This window comes from Parasediminibacterium schistidii, from assembly GCF_046546515.1.
Classification (GTDB): Bacteria; Bacteroidota; Bacteroidia; order Chitinophagales; family Chitinophagaceae; genus Parasediminibacterium.
In genome coordinates this window covers 64,866-81,970 of the sequence record NZ_JBKHKJ010000009.1, presented here as the reverse complement: position 1 = coordinate 81,970, position 17,105 = coordinate 64,866, and the positions used below count along the sequence as shown (strand labels likewise).

Here is a 17,105-nt window from a genome sequence, read left to right as displayed (position 1 = left end):
AAAGCAAAACGGCCTACTGGTAGGCCCGATGTTGCTCTGTTTTTATTTTTAAACCCAGATTTTGCAGTTGAAATCTATTGCAAGCCCTAACTACTTCAAACACAAGCATTTGCTTGAATTTTTGGCTTTATCATGGTTCATCTATGTTTTCAGCCAAAAAATCGGCTCAAATGCTTGTCTTTATTGTATTTGAGCCTTTCATAACGAAGTCAACTGCAAAATCTGGGTTAAATGTAGTATTTATAGAAAAAAACTCCATCTAATTGGTACAAACCAACTTGATGGAGCTTTATGGGGTTTTTAATGGTTGTTGGGGGTGTGGGCAAACTTATCTTGTGCCAAAATTGGTCTCAAGAGGGTATATCAATAAGCCATTGCCCGCTTTGTTGCTACGATAGGTAATGGGCATGTAGATGGAATTTACATTGCCCAATACTGAATAGTAGGTAGTGGCTGCGGCAAGTGCTAACCCTGTTTTGCTTAGGGTGTAAGGTCCACTGCCTGCAGGTGTGCCTACAGATGAAACAGTGTACCCCAAATTGAACCAACCCTGCTCGCAAGCACTGCCTACTGCAAAGGCCGAAGCCATGTTGGCGGTATTAAACTGGTGGAGCAATGTGGTGGATGTAGTGGCTACCGAAGAAGCTATTGACCATTGCAATTTCACAATATGTGAGGTATCTAAAACGGCATAGGTAATGGATGGACTCACACCAATAGTCATATCGCTAGCTGTGTTGTTGGTGACCGTAAGCGGCGCATAACTGCTTGAAGTGCCTACAGGGAATAATGTTGCTGTCGTTACTGCTTTTCTTATTAGGCCTCCTGTCCCACTGGTTACAATATAACTAGATGCTGAGGGTGTAGTTACCGTAACACCACTGTTGAGGGTAAGATTGCTACTGCCTACATCTAATTTGCCAGCCGTAAGTGTCAACGTGTTAACAATCGTCATAGCACCGCTGAGCGATAGGGTACCACCGCCAGAAGTGGTATTGTTGAGGGTTAATTTATAGAGGCTGATACCATTGGTGGAGGTTGCTGTTTGATTGGAAGTACCATTGAAGAGTATGGTATTGTTGGTATTGTTGAGCGAACCAGTGGTAAAAGTTGGATTGTATGTGAAATTACCTGCCACTCCAATGGTTGCACTTCCCGCCAAAGTGATGTTATTGGTGGTATGTGTACCCGAAATTGTGAGGTGATAATAGTTGAACGCAGCAATGGTTTGTGCACCCGTACCATTGAAATTGATGGTGCTGCCAGTGTTTATTAATGCTCCCGTAGTGAAAGAAGGGGTATAGGTGAAGACATTGGCTATCCCAATAGTTCCTGCATTGGCTAGCGAGACATTATTAGTAGTTCTTGCGCCTGAAATAACCAAAGTATTATAATTGAAAGCAGGCACTGTTTGCGCACCAGTTCCATTAAAATTGATGCTTCCTTGTGTGGCACCTGTGATGCTTCCGGGGTTAAATGCACCTTGAATATTTACACTTCCAGTTGGGAATGTAGTACTAGTTCCGGTAAGGTTAAGATTGTAAAAGGACATACTATTAGTCAAGGCTTGGTTGGTTCCAGTAAGGTTGACAGTAGTAGTACGAACAGTGAACTGTGTACTGACAGTAGAAATAGTTCCCCCAAAATTGAATACGGCAGACGGATTGTTGCCATTATCAAAATTGACGGCCTGAGATACCCCATTGTCAAAATCGATATTGTTATATGTGCCAGGCACGATACGGTTGTTTGTACCATTGTAATAAATCACACTTCCACCCCAAGTTTGATTGATTGGAAATTGATAAACAGCACCACCTTGAGCTCCAATGCGCAGCGTACCATTGGTATTGGCAGCGTTGAAACTGCCAGTGGTACTGATGTTGTTGTTCTTCATGTCGAAAGTGCCTCCAGCTGTTGTAACAAAGTTTCCATTGATGGTGAGCCCTCCCGTAGCAGTATCCGTACCGCTGCTATTGCCCACTGTCAACCCATTGGAATAAGTTCCTGCCATAACAGACTGTCCACCAGCCGCATTGTTGTATGCAAAATTGAAACTCCAAGTTTTACTAGATGGCACAGGCAATGCCCCAACATATTGTGTCTGTAATGTCCCTGTTCCAGTTGTGCTGCTTATACCTGTCAATTGGTTGCTTCCCATATTGATTGTAGCACCGCTGGCAATATTGAGTATAGCATTTACGGCAAGGTTGGCTTGCGAAGTAACTGTTCCAGCCGAAATGGTTAAGTTGTTGAAAGGACCAGAACCAATTTGGGTAGAAGCACCATTGAATACAACAGTTCCTGTTGAAGGAATGAATGTGTCATTATTCACCCAATTGCCCGAAACATTTAAGGTGGAAGCAGCAGAAGCAGTTAAGCTAGAACCAACATTGATAGTAACATTGTTGAAATTGTTAGTGCCAGAACCTGATGTATTAGTAGTCCACGCAAACACATTAGTACCTGTTCCTCCATTATAAGTACCATTGTTTACCCAATTGCCAGATACTGTTAGGGATTGGCTATTTAGTGAAACCGTATTTCCCGAACTAATGGATAGATAAGCAACAGTTGGCGATATATCCATTGACAAGTTATTACTTCCTGTTTTTGCTATGGATACACTGTCAATAGCTGTTGGTGAACCATTAGGAGTCCAGTTGGTGGTAGTAGTCCAAGAAGTGTTGGTTGCGCCAGTCCAAACATACATGGTTGTTTTCTTTACGGTTAATGTTCCGTTCACATAGACCAAAGTATAATTGCTCAAACCAGAACCATTAGCAGCACTAGGAATGATATTATAAGTTCCTAAAGCATCAGTGGTTGGAGATAATCCAGTGCCAGTATTACTGTTGGTAAGTGTTACTGAAGTCACTACATCAGGAGAGACTAAACCAGTTGTTGTAAAGGCTGTATTTCCTAATACCAAATAGCCTTGATAGTTTTTGTTTTGGGCATTGGCAGTGATGGTCAAGGTTGCAGACGTGATATTCGCAGAGGAAGTTGCTGTTGTATTACCTAAAGTATAATTCCCTGCATCAGTGCCTGATACATTGATTCCGCTTACAGATACCGTCTTTCCATTTCCAACATTTTTGTCTGAGAATGTCGATGTTGTATAGCCGATAGTCAAGTTGTCGCCAGAAATTCTGCTATCCCCTAAACTTACTGTTGCGGTTGTGTTGCCATCATAGGTTTTGTTGTTGGCAGTGGTAGTAACGGTCAAATTGATACTTGAGATATTGGCCAAAGTAGTTGCATTATTGGAAGCGAGGCTATAGTTCAGCGCATCTGCGCCAGAGAGGCTAATGCCATTCACTGTTACTGTCTTTCCGATGCCAATGTTTTTATCAGAGAATGAGGAACTGGTAAACCCAATTGTAAAAATGTCTCCGACTATTCTGTTGTCGCTGAACGATACAGATGCGTTTGTGTTGCCATCATACGATTTATTGCTAGCAAAGGGAGTTACTGTTAAGCTTCTTTGGGCTATATCGGCATTGGTTGTGGAGGAAGTGGAAGCCAACGAATAATTACCTGCATCAGCACCCGTCAATGCAATTCCATTGATAGTTACAGTTTTTGCTGTACCTACATTTCTATCTGCAAAATTGGCTGTGCTGTATGTTTCAGCAACATCATCCCCAGCAAGCTTATTATCAGAAAAAGATGCCGTTGCACTAGCATTACCATCATAGGTTTTATTGGCAGCAGATGGGCTAATGGCTAGCCCAAAAGCCATGATGTTGGCAGAGGCGGTTGCACTTGTGGAGGTGAGGGTATAATTCCCAGCATCTGCACCAGACAAACTGATACCATTGACGGAAACCGTTTTCCCATTGGCTACATTCTTATCGCTAAAGGTTGCATTTGTATAATTTACCGTTAGGACATCACCTATTAATCGGTTGTCGCCAATTGTAACGGATGCATTGGAAGTTGCATCATAGATTTTGTTTGCAGCAGTGGCTGTTGCTGTCAAAGAGCGGCCTGAAATGCTGCTAGCAGTATTGTTTATAAAAGTGTAAGCATAATTATTACCTCCATTTCCATCATTTACATAACCCGAAGAAACAACTGTTTTACTGGTTGAAACATTTTTATCCAAATAAGCTTCGCTGAAATTAGCCACATCACCGCTTATCAAGCTACCAGCAGTAATACTTGGGATTACGGATGAAGTGCTATTACCATCATACCCTTTATTAGAAACATTCGCTGTAATGGTAAGCGGTTGTGCATTGATAGTGCCTAATGTGGTAGCAGCATAAGCTATAGAATAATTATTGCCCCCGTTCCCATCATTAATAACTAATCCAGATGGCGTGAGTGTTTTGGCAGTGCCTGCATTTCTGTTATCAAATGATTGAATAGGCGCAGTGGTTGTGGCATCGCCTGTTTGCAAACTGTAACTAGGTACACCAGTAGAAGCAATGGTGCCATCGTAGGTTTTGCTATCTGCAACTGCCGTTACAGTAATTGGTCGAATAGTGATATTCTTTGCAGACAAACTAGGTTGTGTTAATGTATAAGCAGCCGCATTTACACCGCTAATGGTGCAAGTTGGCGTTACAACAATACCGGTTCCTATATTTCTAGTAGCAAATGTTCCACTTTGATTAAGAACAACCACATCCCCAGCAGAAATACCAACCAATGAACCGCCACTTACTATAGCATTATTAGTACCATCATACACTTTATTGTTAGATACAGCTCCAGTTATAGTAAGCGGTATGCCAGTTTCACCTAATGCTACGTCATTGGATAAATTGGATGTGCTAAAACTGCTTGCATTGGTATATGTAGGCAAACTAGTGGTAACTGAATTTGAAGTACCTGCACTTGAACCTTCTCTTCTTAACATTAAGACTGTTCCAGTTGTGGATACACCGCCACCATTTAGAGTAACATTGTAAGATAATCCACTAGTAGATTGACTAATATTCCAATACCTGTTTCCAAAATGCCCTACGCTTGATCCAGTAGGAACGGAAGGGAATTGACTTTCATACTGTTGTATGCCCACATATTGACTGCCGGGTGTGGTAGTATAAGCAAACACCACTGGACGATAATTGCCTCCACTTCCAATTTGGAAGGTAGTAGCAGCAGCACTATTTATTGGTAGGGTTAACCTACCATTGATGTATGCCGAAGAAGATGCCCCTGTAAAGGATGCCCCACTTTTAATAGTTAAACCATTGCCTCCAACAGTTACTATTCCATTCACCAAGTTGAGGGATGATATAATATTTACTGAACCAGCAAAGCTTACCCCATTTGAATTGTTGATAGCAAGCGTTGCGATAGAATCTGTTACAAAAGCCGAATTTCCAATTGACTGTGCAATGCTACCATTTAGGAATAATGCACCCGTTTTAGCATTAATATTGCCTGAAACGACTGTTATATTTCCTGCTACTGTATCTGTTTTGCTATTAAGATTGAGTATCCCATTGGTTAGTATGATGTCTTTGTTTACCACTAATGAAGCTCCGAAAGAAACTCCTGCCGCATTGGTAATTTGTAGGGAACCATAATTATAGGTAGCGTTGGAAACCAATTTAGGGATAGACTGTGCCGCAGTTCCATTGAAATTGATAGTACTGCCTGTGGTGATATATCCACTGCCTGTGAAGGTGGCTGAAGGATTGAACGTACCAGCTATTCCTACTGTTCCACTCGAGGCAAAAGCTACATTTACGGTTCTAGAACCAGAAATGGTGAGGTTGTAGTAATTGAATGCTGATATGGTTTGCCCTGGTTGAGAAACACCCCCACCATTTGGGGTAACAAACGAAATAGTGCCAGACGTTAATCCAGTCATGATGCCAGGATTGAATGCTCCACCAATATTCAAAGTAGTAACCACGGGTGGTTTGGTATTATCCGTTCCAGTGAAGCCAACATTGTAGTAGGTCAATCCACTGATTACTGTTTGGTTGTTGCCCGCATAATTGATGGTCGTTTTATTGAAGGCAATATTACCACTGCCGCTCCATGTGAGTGTACCTGAAATATTGAATGTGCCTGTTCCAGCCCCAGAGCCTATATCCATATTTCTAGCTACGCCCGTTCCGCCGTCTATATCGAGGTTATTATAATTGCCTGGCTGGATGGTATAAAATCCTGTGGTACTGTTGAATATGACAGTGCCTGTCCATGTTTTATTTGTTGGGAATGTGCCTTGGGTTTTGATAGTTCCTAAACCTGCATTGGCAAATCCAGTTCCTGCTGTGAGTGAATAACCTCGCAAATCTACTGTTGCACCCGTATTTACTGTGAATGTTCCATTGATGGTAGTTGCACCGTTTAAAGTATCTATCCCTGATGTATTTCCAGCTTTTAAGCCCGAAGTATATGTTCCTGAAGCAAGGGTTTGTGTGCCAGTAGCATTGTTATAATTGATGGTGAATGCCCATGCTTTACCAGTAGGCATTGCGGTTGTGGTTGTGTTTTGCGTATTCAATGTGCCAGTACCCGCAGTGGTGAATGTTGCTCCCGTGGCAAGGGCATTTGAACCTAAATCCAATACTGCTCCATTGTTGATGGTGAGTGTACTACTGTTTGCAATGGTCAATGGAACAGTTGCAGTTACATTGGCTGTAGTGTTCGAAATCATTAAGCTTCCAAATGTTTCTCCACCTGTTTTGGTAATGGATTGAGCAGTTGTTCCATTGAAATTGACTACACCACTGCTTTGTACAAAACTTCCATTGTTCACCCAATTGCCACTTACATTGATGGCTGTGGTAGTGGTTAAACCAAAGCCACTATTGATAATAAGATTGTTGAAGTTGGTATTGCCCACACCAGAAACTGTAGCATTTCCTGCAATGATGATATTGCCAGTGTTGCCATTCAGGGTGCCGTTTATTACCAAATTGCCTTTTGTAGTCAAGGTTTGAGCATTGAGCGACACGCTACTGAATGTATCAATGATCATTGCACCAACGGTTATTGAAGTTTCCAAAGACAAGTTGTTAGAGCCAGTCTTTTTTACCAAGATCGTATCAGAAACCCCAGGAAGAATGGCAGGAGACCAGTTACTGACGGTGTTCCATTTATTGTCAGTTGCGCCTGTCCACGTGAAGGTGGCGGGGCCAAAATTCCAGTTGGTTAAGTTGCCATTGCTATAACTATTTACTGGATTAATAGCTGTTGCATTTACATTGTTATTATCCTTTACCGCAACATAACTAACCACTCTAGCACCATTGGGATTGATGCTTGCTTGTGTGCCATTTACTGAGGCGTTCACAGAAATCAGGTTTCCGTAAGCCCCACTTAAAGTCAATGTACCGTTGATGGTTTGTGTGGTGCCAGATTGGAAAGTGAGTGCGCAAGCAGCAGCAGTTGTTTTGGTGAAGTGATAGAACGTATTGTTTCCAGTAATTGATTGGCTGCCCCCATTGAAAATAACAGTTCCGCTATTGGGATTGAATGAACCAGCGTTGGTAAAATTTCCAGCAATGTTCAAAATTCCACCTGGGGCTGTGAGGCTGGCACTGGATGCAATTGCAATATTATTCAGGGAAATGGGTGCTGTAATCACTGCTGCACCATTGAAAGTAATTGTGTTATTGGTCGAAACCAAGGCTCCAGTTCCTGTATTAGGTACTAGATTTCCTGAAATGCTGCATGTGCCACTAGAAGGCAATAATCTTCCGCCAGTGCTACCACCAGAAAGATCGAGGTTGCTGTAGCTACCGTTTACGATTGTTTGTGTGCCTGTTGCGCTATAATAAGCCACGCCCATACTCCAAATCTTGTTGGCTGGGATTGGGGTTGCAGCAGTGTTTGCTGTTTTCAACAAACCAAATCCTGCGGTATAATTGATAGCGCCAGAAAGTTGATTGGTATCTAAGTCTAAAGTGGTATTGCCATTGATGTATAGCGTATCCACTACAGATATTGCACCTTTTGCTAACAGCATTCCAAGAGATGCTCTGTTGCAAGAAAGGTTTTGGTAGGTACCTGATGGCACAAACTGCCCACCTGCATTGGCATTGAACACTACTTTGCCAGACCATATTTCGCCCACTGGAACACTCGGGTTGGCTGTGCATTGTGTTTGTAAAGTACCCGTTCCAACAACACTTGTGATGTTACCGTTCATGATATAATTACCCATGTTGAGTGTGTTGCCTTGGGCAATATTCAAACTTCCATAAAGCGATAACGTATCTGTAGCATTGGAAATACTTCCATACTGAGTAGCATTGATGGAAAGGCGTTTGTTGTAAGTTCCCTTCATCACATTTTGCCCACCACTGGCATTGTTGTATTCGATGTTCACATTCCAAACTTGCGCATTATTAATGGGCGTTACGGAAGTGCTATAGGTTTTGACCGTTCCATTTCCAGAAAGTGTTCCCAACATATTGAATTCACCACTCAATTGCAGAATAGAATCTACCCTCAAGGTTGCACTTGGCTGAACGGATAGTTTATTAACCACAGCCACTGCATTGGATATAATGGGCATATTAGCAACCCCAGATGGAATAACAATATTGTCAGTGGCAGTTGGCACATGACCTGCGGCCCAATTGCCCGCAGTATGCCAATCGGTATTTACATTACCCGTCCAATATGCACCCGTATCGGCAGCATTGAGGGCAATATTGGTTCTTCCTGTGCTATCGATTGCAAAGGAAATGGTGTTGGTAACGCCTGCATTATATACGTAGAGTTTTGTTTTATCAGCACTCCAATTGGTAATTGGAAGACTATCGCCTTTGTTATAGGCAAAGAGCATCACTTTAAATTGCGGATCAATGGCATTGGCTTCTAACTTAAACCGCATTAGACCGCAACCTGCACAAGTGTTGGTGGTATTATAAATGGAGGAATCTACAACCCCAGCAATCGTATTGCTAAGGGCTCCATTTGCATTTAGCACCCTTATCAATAACCTGCGGTTGCCAGTGGCAACGGGTTCTTTCAAAATCACATCAAAGCGATAGTTGTTATTGGTCAGATTTGCAACCGTGGTATCCACGCTCAAATCTGGCGCAAGCGGGCTTATCCATTTATAGTTATTGGTATTGTTGTCTCTTTGTATATCATCCACAATAATGGCATAAGGATTTGTTGCTTGAATTAAGGAAGCAGTACGATATACTTTTTTCACAGGCCCATTGAGGTATGGGGCTTCTACTGTGCGTTGGTAATAATAGGGTGGAGAAATGTTATAATCGGGATAGGTGTATTTGTTATAATAACTCACATCATCAAAACTGTAGTATTTACCATAGCGATAAGAATTGATGCTGGCAGTTACCTTGTTCCAAAATGGAGGTGCTAACTCGGGGCTTTCACCAATGATGCCGCCAAATCCAAAATTCTGGAATTGATACCCATATGCATGGGTGGCATCTCCTGCAATGCTCAATAAATTGGAACTGTTTTTATAATACACCATTTTGCCAGGCACCACACCATAACTATAATACATGCCTGTATCTGCCAAAAGGCCAACATCGTTGATGAGTATGGAATTAGACACTTTTGTTGGCATCACAGAATCTTGAACTGCCAAGCCGCTTCCTGTTGTGGTCACTCTAGGAAACCAAATTCTTCCTTTTGAGCTAAACAATACTTCGTTTTTATTGGCATAAGTGTGACCACCTCCATCTTGCCTACAGGCAAAGAAAAGCATGGCTGCAGTACTATCAAAGCCGCTTCGCATGATGGCTTGACCTCCTAAGGAGTCGAAATAAAATTTATTGCCACCAAGTGCTGCTTGCGCTTCGGTTGCCAAAGGCATATTGAAATAATCAGAAGCAAACATCAATGCTGGCACGTGCATATTGAAACCTGATCCATAATTTTCAGTTACTACATTGTAATTATAAAATGTTGGAGAAAGTGTTTGACTGTAAGGGGCATTGGCATATTGCCTTTGCATCAAGTTGCGAAAAGTGAAGTCCACTGCCGTATCGGTCGGGAACATCCATTTCAAACCACCAATATCCATCCATCCTGGATTCCAGCCTCCTGTGCTTGGGCTAAGGTTTCCTGTTCCTCCCAAAATATCTGTACCAATAAAAGAATAGCCGAAAGGCTGAATGACTGCGGGCAAATATTTGGTGGCAAAGGACCGAATGCCAGGATGCCCCAATACACTATACCCACGTTTTGCCATTGCAATTAGTAACGCTGAATTCAATCGGTTTTTGCCAATTCCTTCATAAGTGTCTCCTGTTTTATCGTATATGCCATAGGTGATAAAGTTCCATACACATTTGATCCAAGTGCGCAAGAGAGCAGAGTCTTTGAGACCATATCCTGGCTCCCCTTCCACTGCCATGTTGGTGTAGATTTCACCTCCGAAGGTGGACCAGTTGGATAGTGTGGCAAAGGATGGAGAATAATAGCCATGTTCTCGGCTACTATCTGGCAAAGTCTTGAGGATGGCCATACGGATGGTGTCTTGTTGGTTTTTGGTCATTTGGTCATAAATAAAATCATAGGCAAAAGCATTGTGCAAGCCGCCGAAATTGCTCATGTTGAGGTCTGGTTGTATGGTGGTGTCTGCAATCACTTTCTTAGCCCAAACGGTTAATGCCCTTGCAAGTTTTTGCGCTCGAGTGGCATAGGAAGTGTTCGTTACACTGTCCGTTTGGTTTCTGTAAAGCCAACATTCTGCAGCTTCTTGCGAAAAGTTGAAAGCCATTCTCGTATAACTATTCCCCCATAAGTTGGAATAATTTTTTGCAACACCTATGTCTCCAGCAGCAAGCGAATCATACAATGCTTTAGTATCACTTGCACCAACATTAGATAAATAGGCATTCCCCATTGTATCTTTTGCATACCAAGCATTCCTATTATATCCAGAATAACCCAATTGTAACAAAATGGTCGTTGCATGGATCCAACGAGCGGCATATTTGCCACTGATGGAATTCTTCAATCGATTTCTTACCTCGGTAGAATCTTCTGGATTGATGAGGATTCGTGGGTGAATACCAGGTGCTGGGGCACGACGCAAGTACCGCATACTGGTCATATCCATTGTAGCGGGGGTGAAGGTGGAAGGCCCAATGCCATAAGGAGAATTGATGGTGGTTGGGTCAAGAAATGCCATATTAAACGAAAAGCCACCTCTTGCAGAATCTGTCAATTGAACAGACTGGGTGCTGCTCCATCCTGATTCAGTGGTTGCTCCTTTGATGGTGTCCATTATTTTAAATCGATAACTGTAGGTATTTCCATTTATTAATCCCGAATCTGTAAATAAATTGGATGGGGCATAAGCCCTTATATGCCCACCTCCCGAAGGGTTATCGAAATAATATTTTAAGGGCAATCCTGCCAAAGGAATGTTTGCAGACATGAACAATTGATTGCTGGCATTTGCCTGTGGCACCATCATCCAAGAGGGGGCGTTGCTACTGGGAATTGCTTGTGTGCTGTCGCTATATAAAGACTCTTTGCCTGGAGCTGCTACTGCTGTAATGAAGTAGGAATAGTTGCTACCATTGGTTAGGTTGTAATGCGCATAATAGGCTGGTTTTCCATTAGTGCTGTCTATCAAAGCTAATGAACCACCGTTCACTTTTACATATATCTTATAATACAAAACTGGATAACTAAATTGGCTACTATCCAGTCCAACGTAATTATAAGTATTGCCCGCAACAACTATTGGTTTTTTGGGTGCAAGCAATGAAAAGTTGGGAGTGATGAAATTGCCAAGATTGGGTATAAGGGCGGTGGAAGTTCCTTTGGCTGCATACACCAAAGTATAATATCCATTGGCAAGGTTGAGTACATCCACTTGAAATTGGAGTTTGCTAACACCACCAGCCGCTTGAGCAATGGAATTTAGTTTCACGAGATAATTGCTATCGCTGCCAAAGCCGCCATTGGTTTTATTGAAGAGCAAATAGTAGCTGTTGTGCAGCGTGTCTAATGAATTGGTCATACCATAGGTAGCAAAATCGAAACTTAGGTTAATTAATCCACCAATACCCAAGGTGTCAGTTTTTTGAATGTACCAACTGCGAGACCATCGGGTGAAAGCTGTGCCCAATGCCATGGTGCCACCACTACCATTGTCAGCCGCAAACAGGTAATCGCCCTGTGCCCTTAGAAAGCCTGCATTGCCCGCCACATTTTGAAAACTAAGTCCATTGTTAGACCCTGTTGTGGTAACAGAATCGCCAATATCTTCCATGCCTATTCCCACAAGGCTGTTGGTGAAAATGGGGTTAGAAGGTGCAAAAAGATTGTTGTTTCCACCAAATAATGAATCCCTCATAGCCCACTTATTGGCAAGATATACATTGAGTATTTTATTGGCAGATGCCCCTCCCGCATAATTGAGTTGCACCATCTCCCCAACCCCCCAATGCACGCCATAATATCCCGAAGGGTTGTAACTGTTGCCGATGGTAGCACCAGAATTGTTGTTTACATAGCCCGCAACGGTGGTATTGAGTGTGCCGCTTCCATTGTAATAATAATTTGCTAGTGTGTTGCTGGCATTGCAATTAGCAGCACCAATTGTCCACCGCCCACGCACATCTGGGTAATTGCTATAATAATAATTGGAACTGTTTCTATTGCATGCATATTCATACTTATTATCAACTGTCACAAAACGCACAGTAATGTAGGGAGAACCTTGATTGCCAATATTGTTGCAATAAGTGCCACATCGGAAATCTGTATTGGTGATGGGGGCATCGGGATAAACATAGAATATCTGGGCAATATTGAAGCCGTTAGCAGGCACTAACGCACTATTGTAAGGAATGCTCAAACCCTTTGTACCATTAAAGTTTACCACTTTTCGTCCATCTTGCAAGGTATCGTTGGGTTGCTGTGTGGCGGTAGCTTGTGCGGCTACCAATGTGCCATTCACCTTGTCCTTCCAAGCCGATATTCGCCCCGAGGTCTTGGTGATGGAGGAACTATCATTTACATCAAACCAAAAACCTAGTTGGCTTTTAGCAAAACCACCTGGATAATACTGGGAAAAGCCCATTTGCGCATTTCCAAACAAGGCAACCAACAGAAATAGTGCAACAGCACGTACAGTTCTTTTCATATGACAGAAGCATTAGGGTGGGGGATGGCATTTATCTCACCGTGAAACAAAATCAAGCAGGCAATAAACAAACAATGCTGCGAAATAACAGCGGTATTTGTAGAAAGAATGTATTGGTTGTTGCAAAATATGGTTAACAAAGCCCAAATATTGTAAGTCGTAAGTTTTGAGTGATAAGTTGTAGGTTGTAAGTAGAAAGTTATAAGTTATACAAATCCAAATTCAGACTCCATCACCACGCAAATCATTAGCGAAGAAAAAAGAAAAAAAATTCCCTTCGGAAAATAAATAGCGTAAAAGGAATTGACAATTGATCACGAAGAAGTCACACTTATCTGTAAGGCGAGATGCGCTGCGCTAACATTTTGCCCAGCGTGAGGGAGCTGGGATATTGTGCAATTTTTTCTAATGGTAGGTGAGGAAACCGACCATTAGAAAACATACATAATTGATGGTAATAGCAGCATTTAAATCTCAACCCCTCCCCAGTTATCTCCGAAAGGAGATGGAGCAAGAACAAAAGAGGGAATAATAAGAACTAAGCGAATATTTGAAATGGATTTTTTTCTTCTTTTTCCGTGATTTATTTTTTTAGAATCTATCTTTTTGCCTATAACTCATTGATATTCAGTTATTTATGTTTTTTCAGCCTCGTTTTTTATGATAATTTATATGAATTTTATGATAGTTTATTGATAGTAAAATGATAGTTTATTGATAATGGAATAATAATTTATTGATAAGAAACTGATAAGATTTTGATGGTGAATTATCATTTCCCCTTGTGATATACCAGCTGGTGAAGGAGCTAAAGCTAATGTGGCTAGTTGCTGTTTTAATGTAAAGTTGGGATGGAAAAATATATAGCCCAAAATAAAAATCCTATATGGGGGAAATATGCCCCCATGAGCATCCAAAATTTCCCCCATGGTGGGGGAATTTTGAATTATGGATTATGAGTTATGAAAATTTAAAAGCGAAGCTTGCCTGATGTCTTCTTATAAATAGGCACGGTGCTGCAAGGCTCGCCATACATTATGCTTTTGGCAAAGGGGCGCAGTTTTGCTGTAATTTCCACATAAGCAGTTTCGGGTATGGCTATCTCGCCGCAGCCTTTTACCACTACCCTCTTGTCTGCGTATGCCTCGCCGTCAAAACTTGCTAGGTTTTTTGTGATGATATTGGTAACCAATTGTGCCTCATTGCCAAAGGAAACATCTTTTGCTATAGGTTGCAGGTAGTTGGCAGCTAGCATATATGCCCACATGGGTATAATGGCATCGGCGGTACAGGTAATGGCCACATATTTATCTTGGTATTTTGACCAGTCTGTTGTTTGCAAAGCAGCCCTATAATCTTTCTCTTTCAGTATCAAGCCCATGAACAGGTATTCCTTTAGGTCGAAAGTGGTTATTTCACCTTTTGGGTAAAATTCCTCCAGATTCAATGTTACAATGCCGCTTTCTGCTACTTTATTGGTGATAATTGCTTCCATGTTCAATAATTGTTTTTAACCCGATAAGTATAAAAGTACAGCTATACCAGCAGTTTTGTTTTCGATAGCAGTAAAAGGGTGTCGGAAAAACAAAACATAGCAAGATTCGGTTTTAAACTCAGTTTCCCAAACTCGACTTTTGCATAAACAACAAGACAATGGACTTCCAAATAAAATCACTGAGCGACAATGAATTTGCTAATCTTTTCAAGCTAGACTATTTAGCATTAGAAAAGATAGGTGCTATAAGAATGACGGCAAACGAGTTTCCTGGGTTTCCTTGCAGGGTAAGCTTGGAAGATGCAGCAATAGGCGAAGAAGTTATTTTATTGCCCTACCAACACCATAAGGCAAATTCGCCTTACCAAGCAAACGGGCCCATATTCGTGAGGAAGATTGCAAAAACAGCATCCTTGGGCAAAAACGAAATCCCCAAAATGCTTAACCATCGGCTACTTTCGTTGCGTGGCTATGATAAAAAGGGCATGATGCTAGCCGCATCGGTTACGGAAGGAAACAACTTAAAAGAACAAATTACCAAGATTTTTGAAAATGAAGAAATCAATTATATCCACATCCATAATGCAAAACCTAGTTGTTATAATTGCGTAGTAGAAAGGGCTTGTTAAGTTTATTTAGCAAGCCCAGCAAAAGTTTAAATGAATCTATTTACAAATCTTAGCCATGGAGATAATTGAAATTTTGGAAAAACAAAGACAGGTTTATCTTCACCAGTTAGACAAGTTTTGGCAAGGTAAAGTGGGGTAAAGGAAATTTAAATTGCCTATTGTAGCCCCATTCCGCCAATGCTTTTAAACTTGACAAAATTTTACTATCTAGAAAAGGGAAATAACGAATTTGATATTCAAGAATTATCGCCAGACAGATATATAAATCATTAGAGCATTGAATTTAGTAGCGTTTATGTCAGTTTAATTACAGGTTATTTAACCGGTTTCCTTCCGACCTTAAAGTTTTGCAAAGCGGCACAACTAGCAAATAACTTGTAAGGGTATTTGTTTTTTCTCAACCTGCACTCATCTTTAACAATCCTGTACCTTTTTGTGCTTCCTACAGCATGCCCTACCATGGCCCTCACCTAGGGAAGCAACCCTAAAAATCTTCCACTTTTCGTACATACCTATTCCAATACAGATATAAACGATTTTTTCAGGTTTTTATTTCGCACGGGACTGTAAGGCTTCTAATTGATATGAACTCTAATTAATAATATAGTTTATTGTCTTTTAAAGTTTATTCAGCAAAAATTACTTTAATAGTCTCCATTGCAGCCGAAAATCAGAAGTCCAAATTTTAAAGTCGTCAGTTTCATTTCTAATGAATGTTCGATGTTTAAGTGACGTCCTACAATAATCGCTAACAAGGTAATTGATGACATTCATGCCTTTAAGTATGCAGACATAATTAAGTTAATACTATTTATTTTAGAGACCTCACCCCAACCTCTCTCCGAAGGAGAGGGGCAAGAACGAAATCCTCTTAGAATTATATTAAGATAATTATGGCTTATTACTTAATTGATTTAGTGAAACAATAAAGTAAAGGTATCCGGCGTTAACTACCCTGAAGCTTTTGAATAGTAAAAACTTGTAAATGAGATGTAAAACGTTTGTAAAACCTCCGAAAACTGTGGTGCAATAGATTATTTTGCACGCATGAAGCCATTTATGCTGTTCGCATCTTCAATACTATTCATTGGTATGCTGATCGCTGCTGTTGCATTTTTCAATAATAAAAATGAAATTCCTGAGAAGCATTTGGAAGTAGTATTATGTAATATAGGACATCAGCTTTTACTTACGGGTAAAGATTCTTCATCCCGAGTGCTGCCGATTAAGAAATTAAAAGAAAATACATACCAGATTTCCTTTCAAAATGATGTTGGTTTTATTTCAGATACACTCATCAATTTAGTTCAACGAACATTTCAAAAAAATGCGCTAGCAAAAGATTATATATTGAATTTGAGGAATTGTGAACAAAAAGAAACAGTATTTGCATTCGAAAGTAATAGACAAACAGGCAATTTAACACCCTGCAAGGGTCGTAGGCTGGAGGCTGGTTGTTATGTTATTGAGATTGATTTTTTGAAAACAACTCAATTTAATTTCTTTTGGTTGTTGCTATTGATTATTCCTTTGGGTATTGTTGGTTTTTATGTGAAAAATCAATTTCGGAAAAAAGAAGAAAAAGAAACAATCCTTGATAATAATGATTGTATACAGTTAGGAAATTTTAGGTTTTATACAGATAATAATGTTCTTAAAATTGAGGATAGAAGTATCACGCTTTCCGAAAAAGAATCAAAAGCACTGAAAATATTTGCAGAAAATATAAATCAAATAGTAGAAAGGGAAAAGCTGATGAAAGAAATTTGGGAAGATGAAGGTATAGTTGTTATAAGTAGGAATGTTGATGTATTGGTGTCTAAGTTACGTAAGAAATTAAGCGACGATAGCTCCATTAAATTTATTAACGTACATGGGAGGGGTTACAAATTGATGATTGAGTAGGTGCCAA

General features: G+C 40.7%; 4 protein-coding genes. 2 read left to right on the top strand and 2 right to left on the bottom strand.

What is annotated here, in order from left to right; translation table 11 throughout:
* Nucleotides 1–328 precede the first annotated feature (328 nt).
* Nucleotides 329–13,069, bottom strand: a complete 12,741-nt coding sequence (locus tag ACHFIY_RS07105; RefSeq protein WP_410845378.1) for a YDG domain-containing protein — start codon at nucleotides 13,067–13,069, stop codon at nucleotides 329–331.
* Between the two features lie 970 nt (nucleotides 13,070–14,039).
* On the bottom strand, nucleotides 14,040–14,564 hold the full coding sequence (locus ACHFIY_RS07100; RefSeq protein WP_410845377.1) for a DUF2480 family protein: 525 nt from the start codon (nucleotides 14,562–14,564) through the stop codon (nucleotides 14,040–14,042).
* A gap of 158 nt (nucleotides 14,565–14,722) precedes the next feature.
* Between ACHFIY_RS07100 and ACHFIY_RS07095 the strand changes: the two genes are divergently transcribed.
* Nucleotides 14,723–15,193, top strand: coding sequence for a DUF1203 domain-containing protein (locus ACHFIY_RS07095; protein WP_410845376.1), 471 nt, complete (start codon nucleotides 14,723–14,725; stop codon nucleotides 15,191–15,193).
* A 1,047-nt stretch (nucleotides 15,194–16,240) separates the two neighbouring features.
* Entirely contained in the window at nucleotides 16,241–17,098 is an 858-nt protein-coding gene (locus tag ACHFIY_RS07090) for a helix-turn-helix domain-containing protein (RefSeq protein WP_410845375.1), read from the top strand.
* The last annotated feature ends 7 nt before the right edge of the window (nucleotides 17,099–17,105 follow it).

Coding starts and splice junctions, on each gene's coding strand:
- ACHFIY_RS07105 (WP_410845378.1), bottom strand. CDS start 13,069: ATGAAAAGAACTGTACGTGCTGTTGCACTATTTCTGTTGGTTGCCTTG.
- ACHFIY_RS07100 (WP_410845377.1), bottom strand. CDS start 14,564: ATGGAAGCAATTATCACCAATAAAGTAGCAGAAAGCGGCATTGTAACA.
- ACHFIY_RS07095 (WP_410845376.1), top strand. CDS start 14,723: ATGGACTTCCAAATAAAATCACTGAGCGACAATGAATTTGCTAATCTT.
- ACHFIY_RS07090 (WP_410845375.1), top strand. CDS start 16,241: ATGAAGCCATTTATGCTGTTCGCATCTTCAATACTATTCATTGGTATG.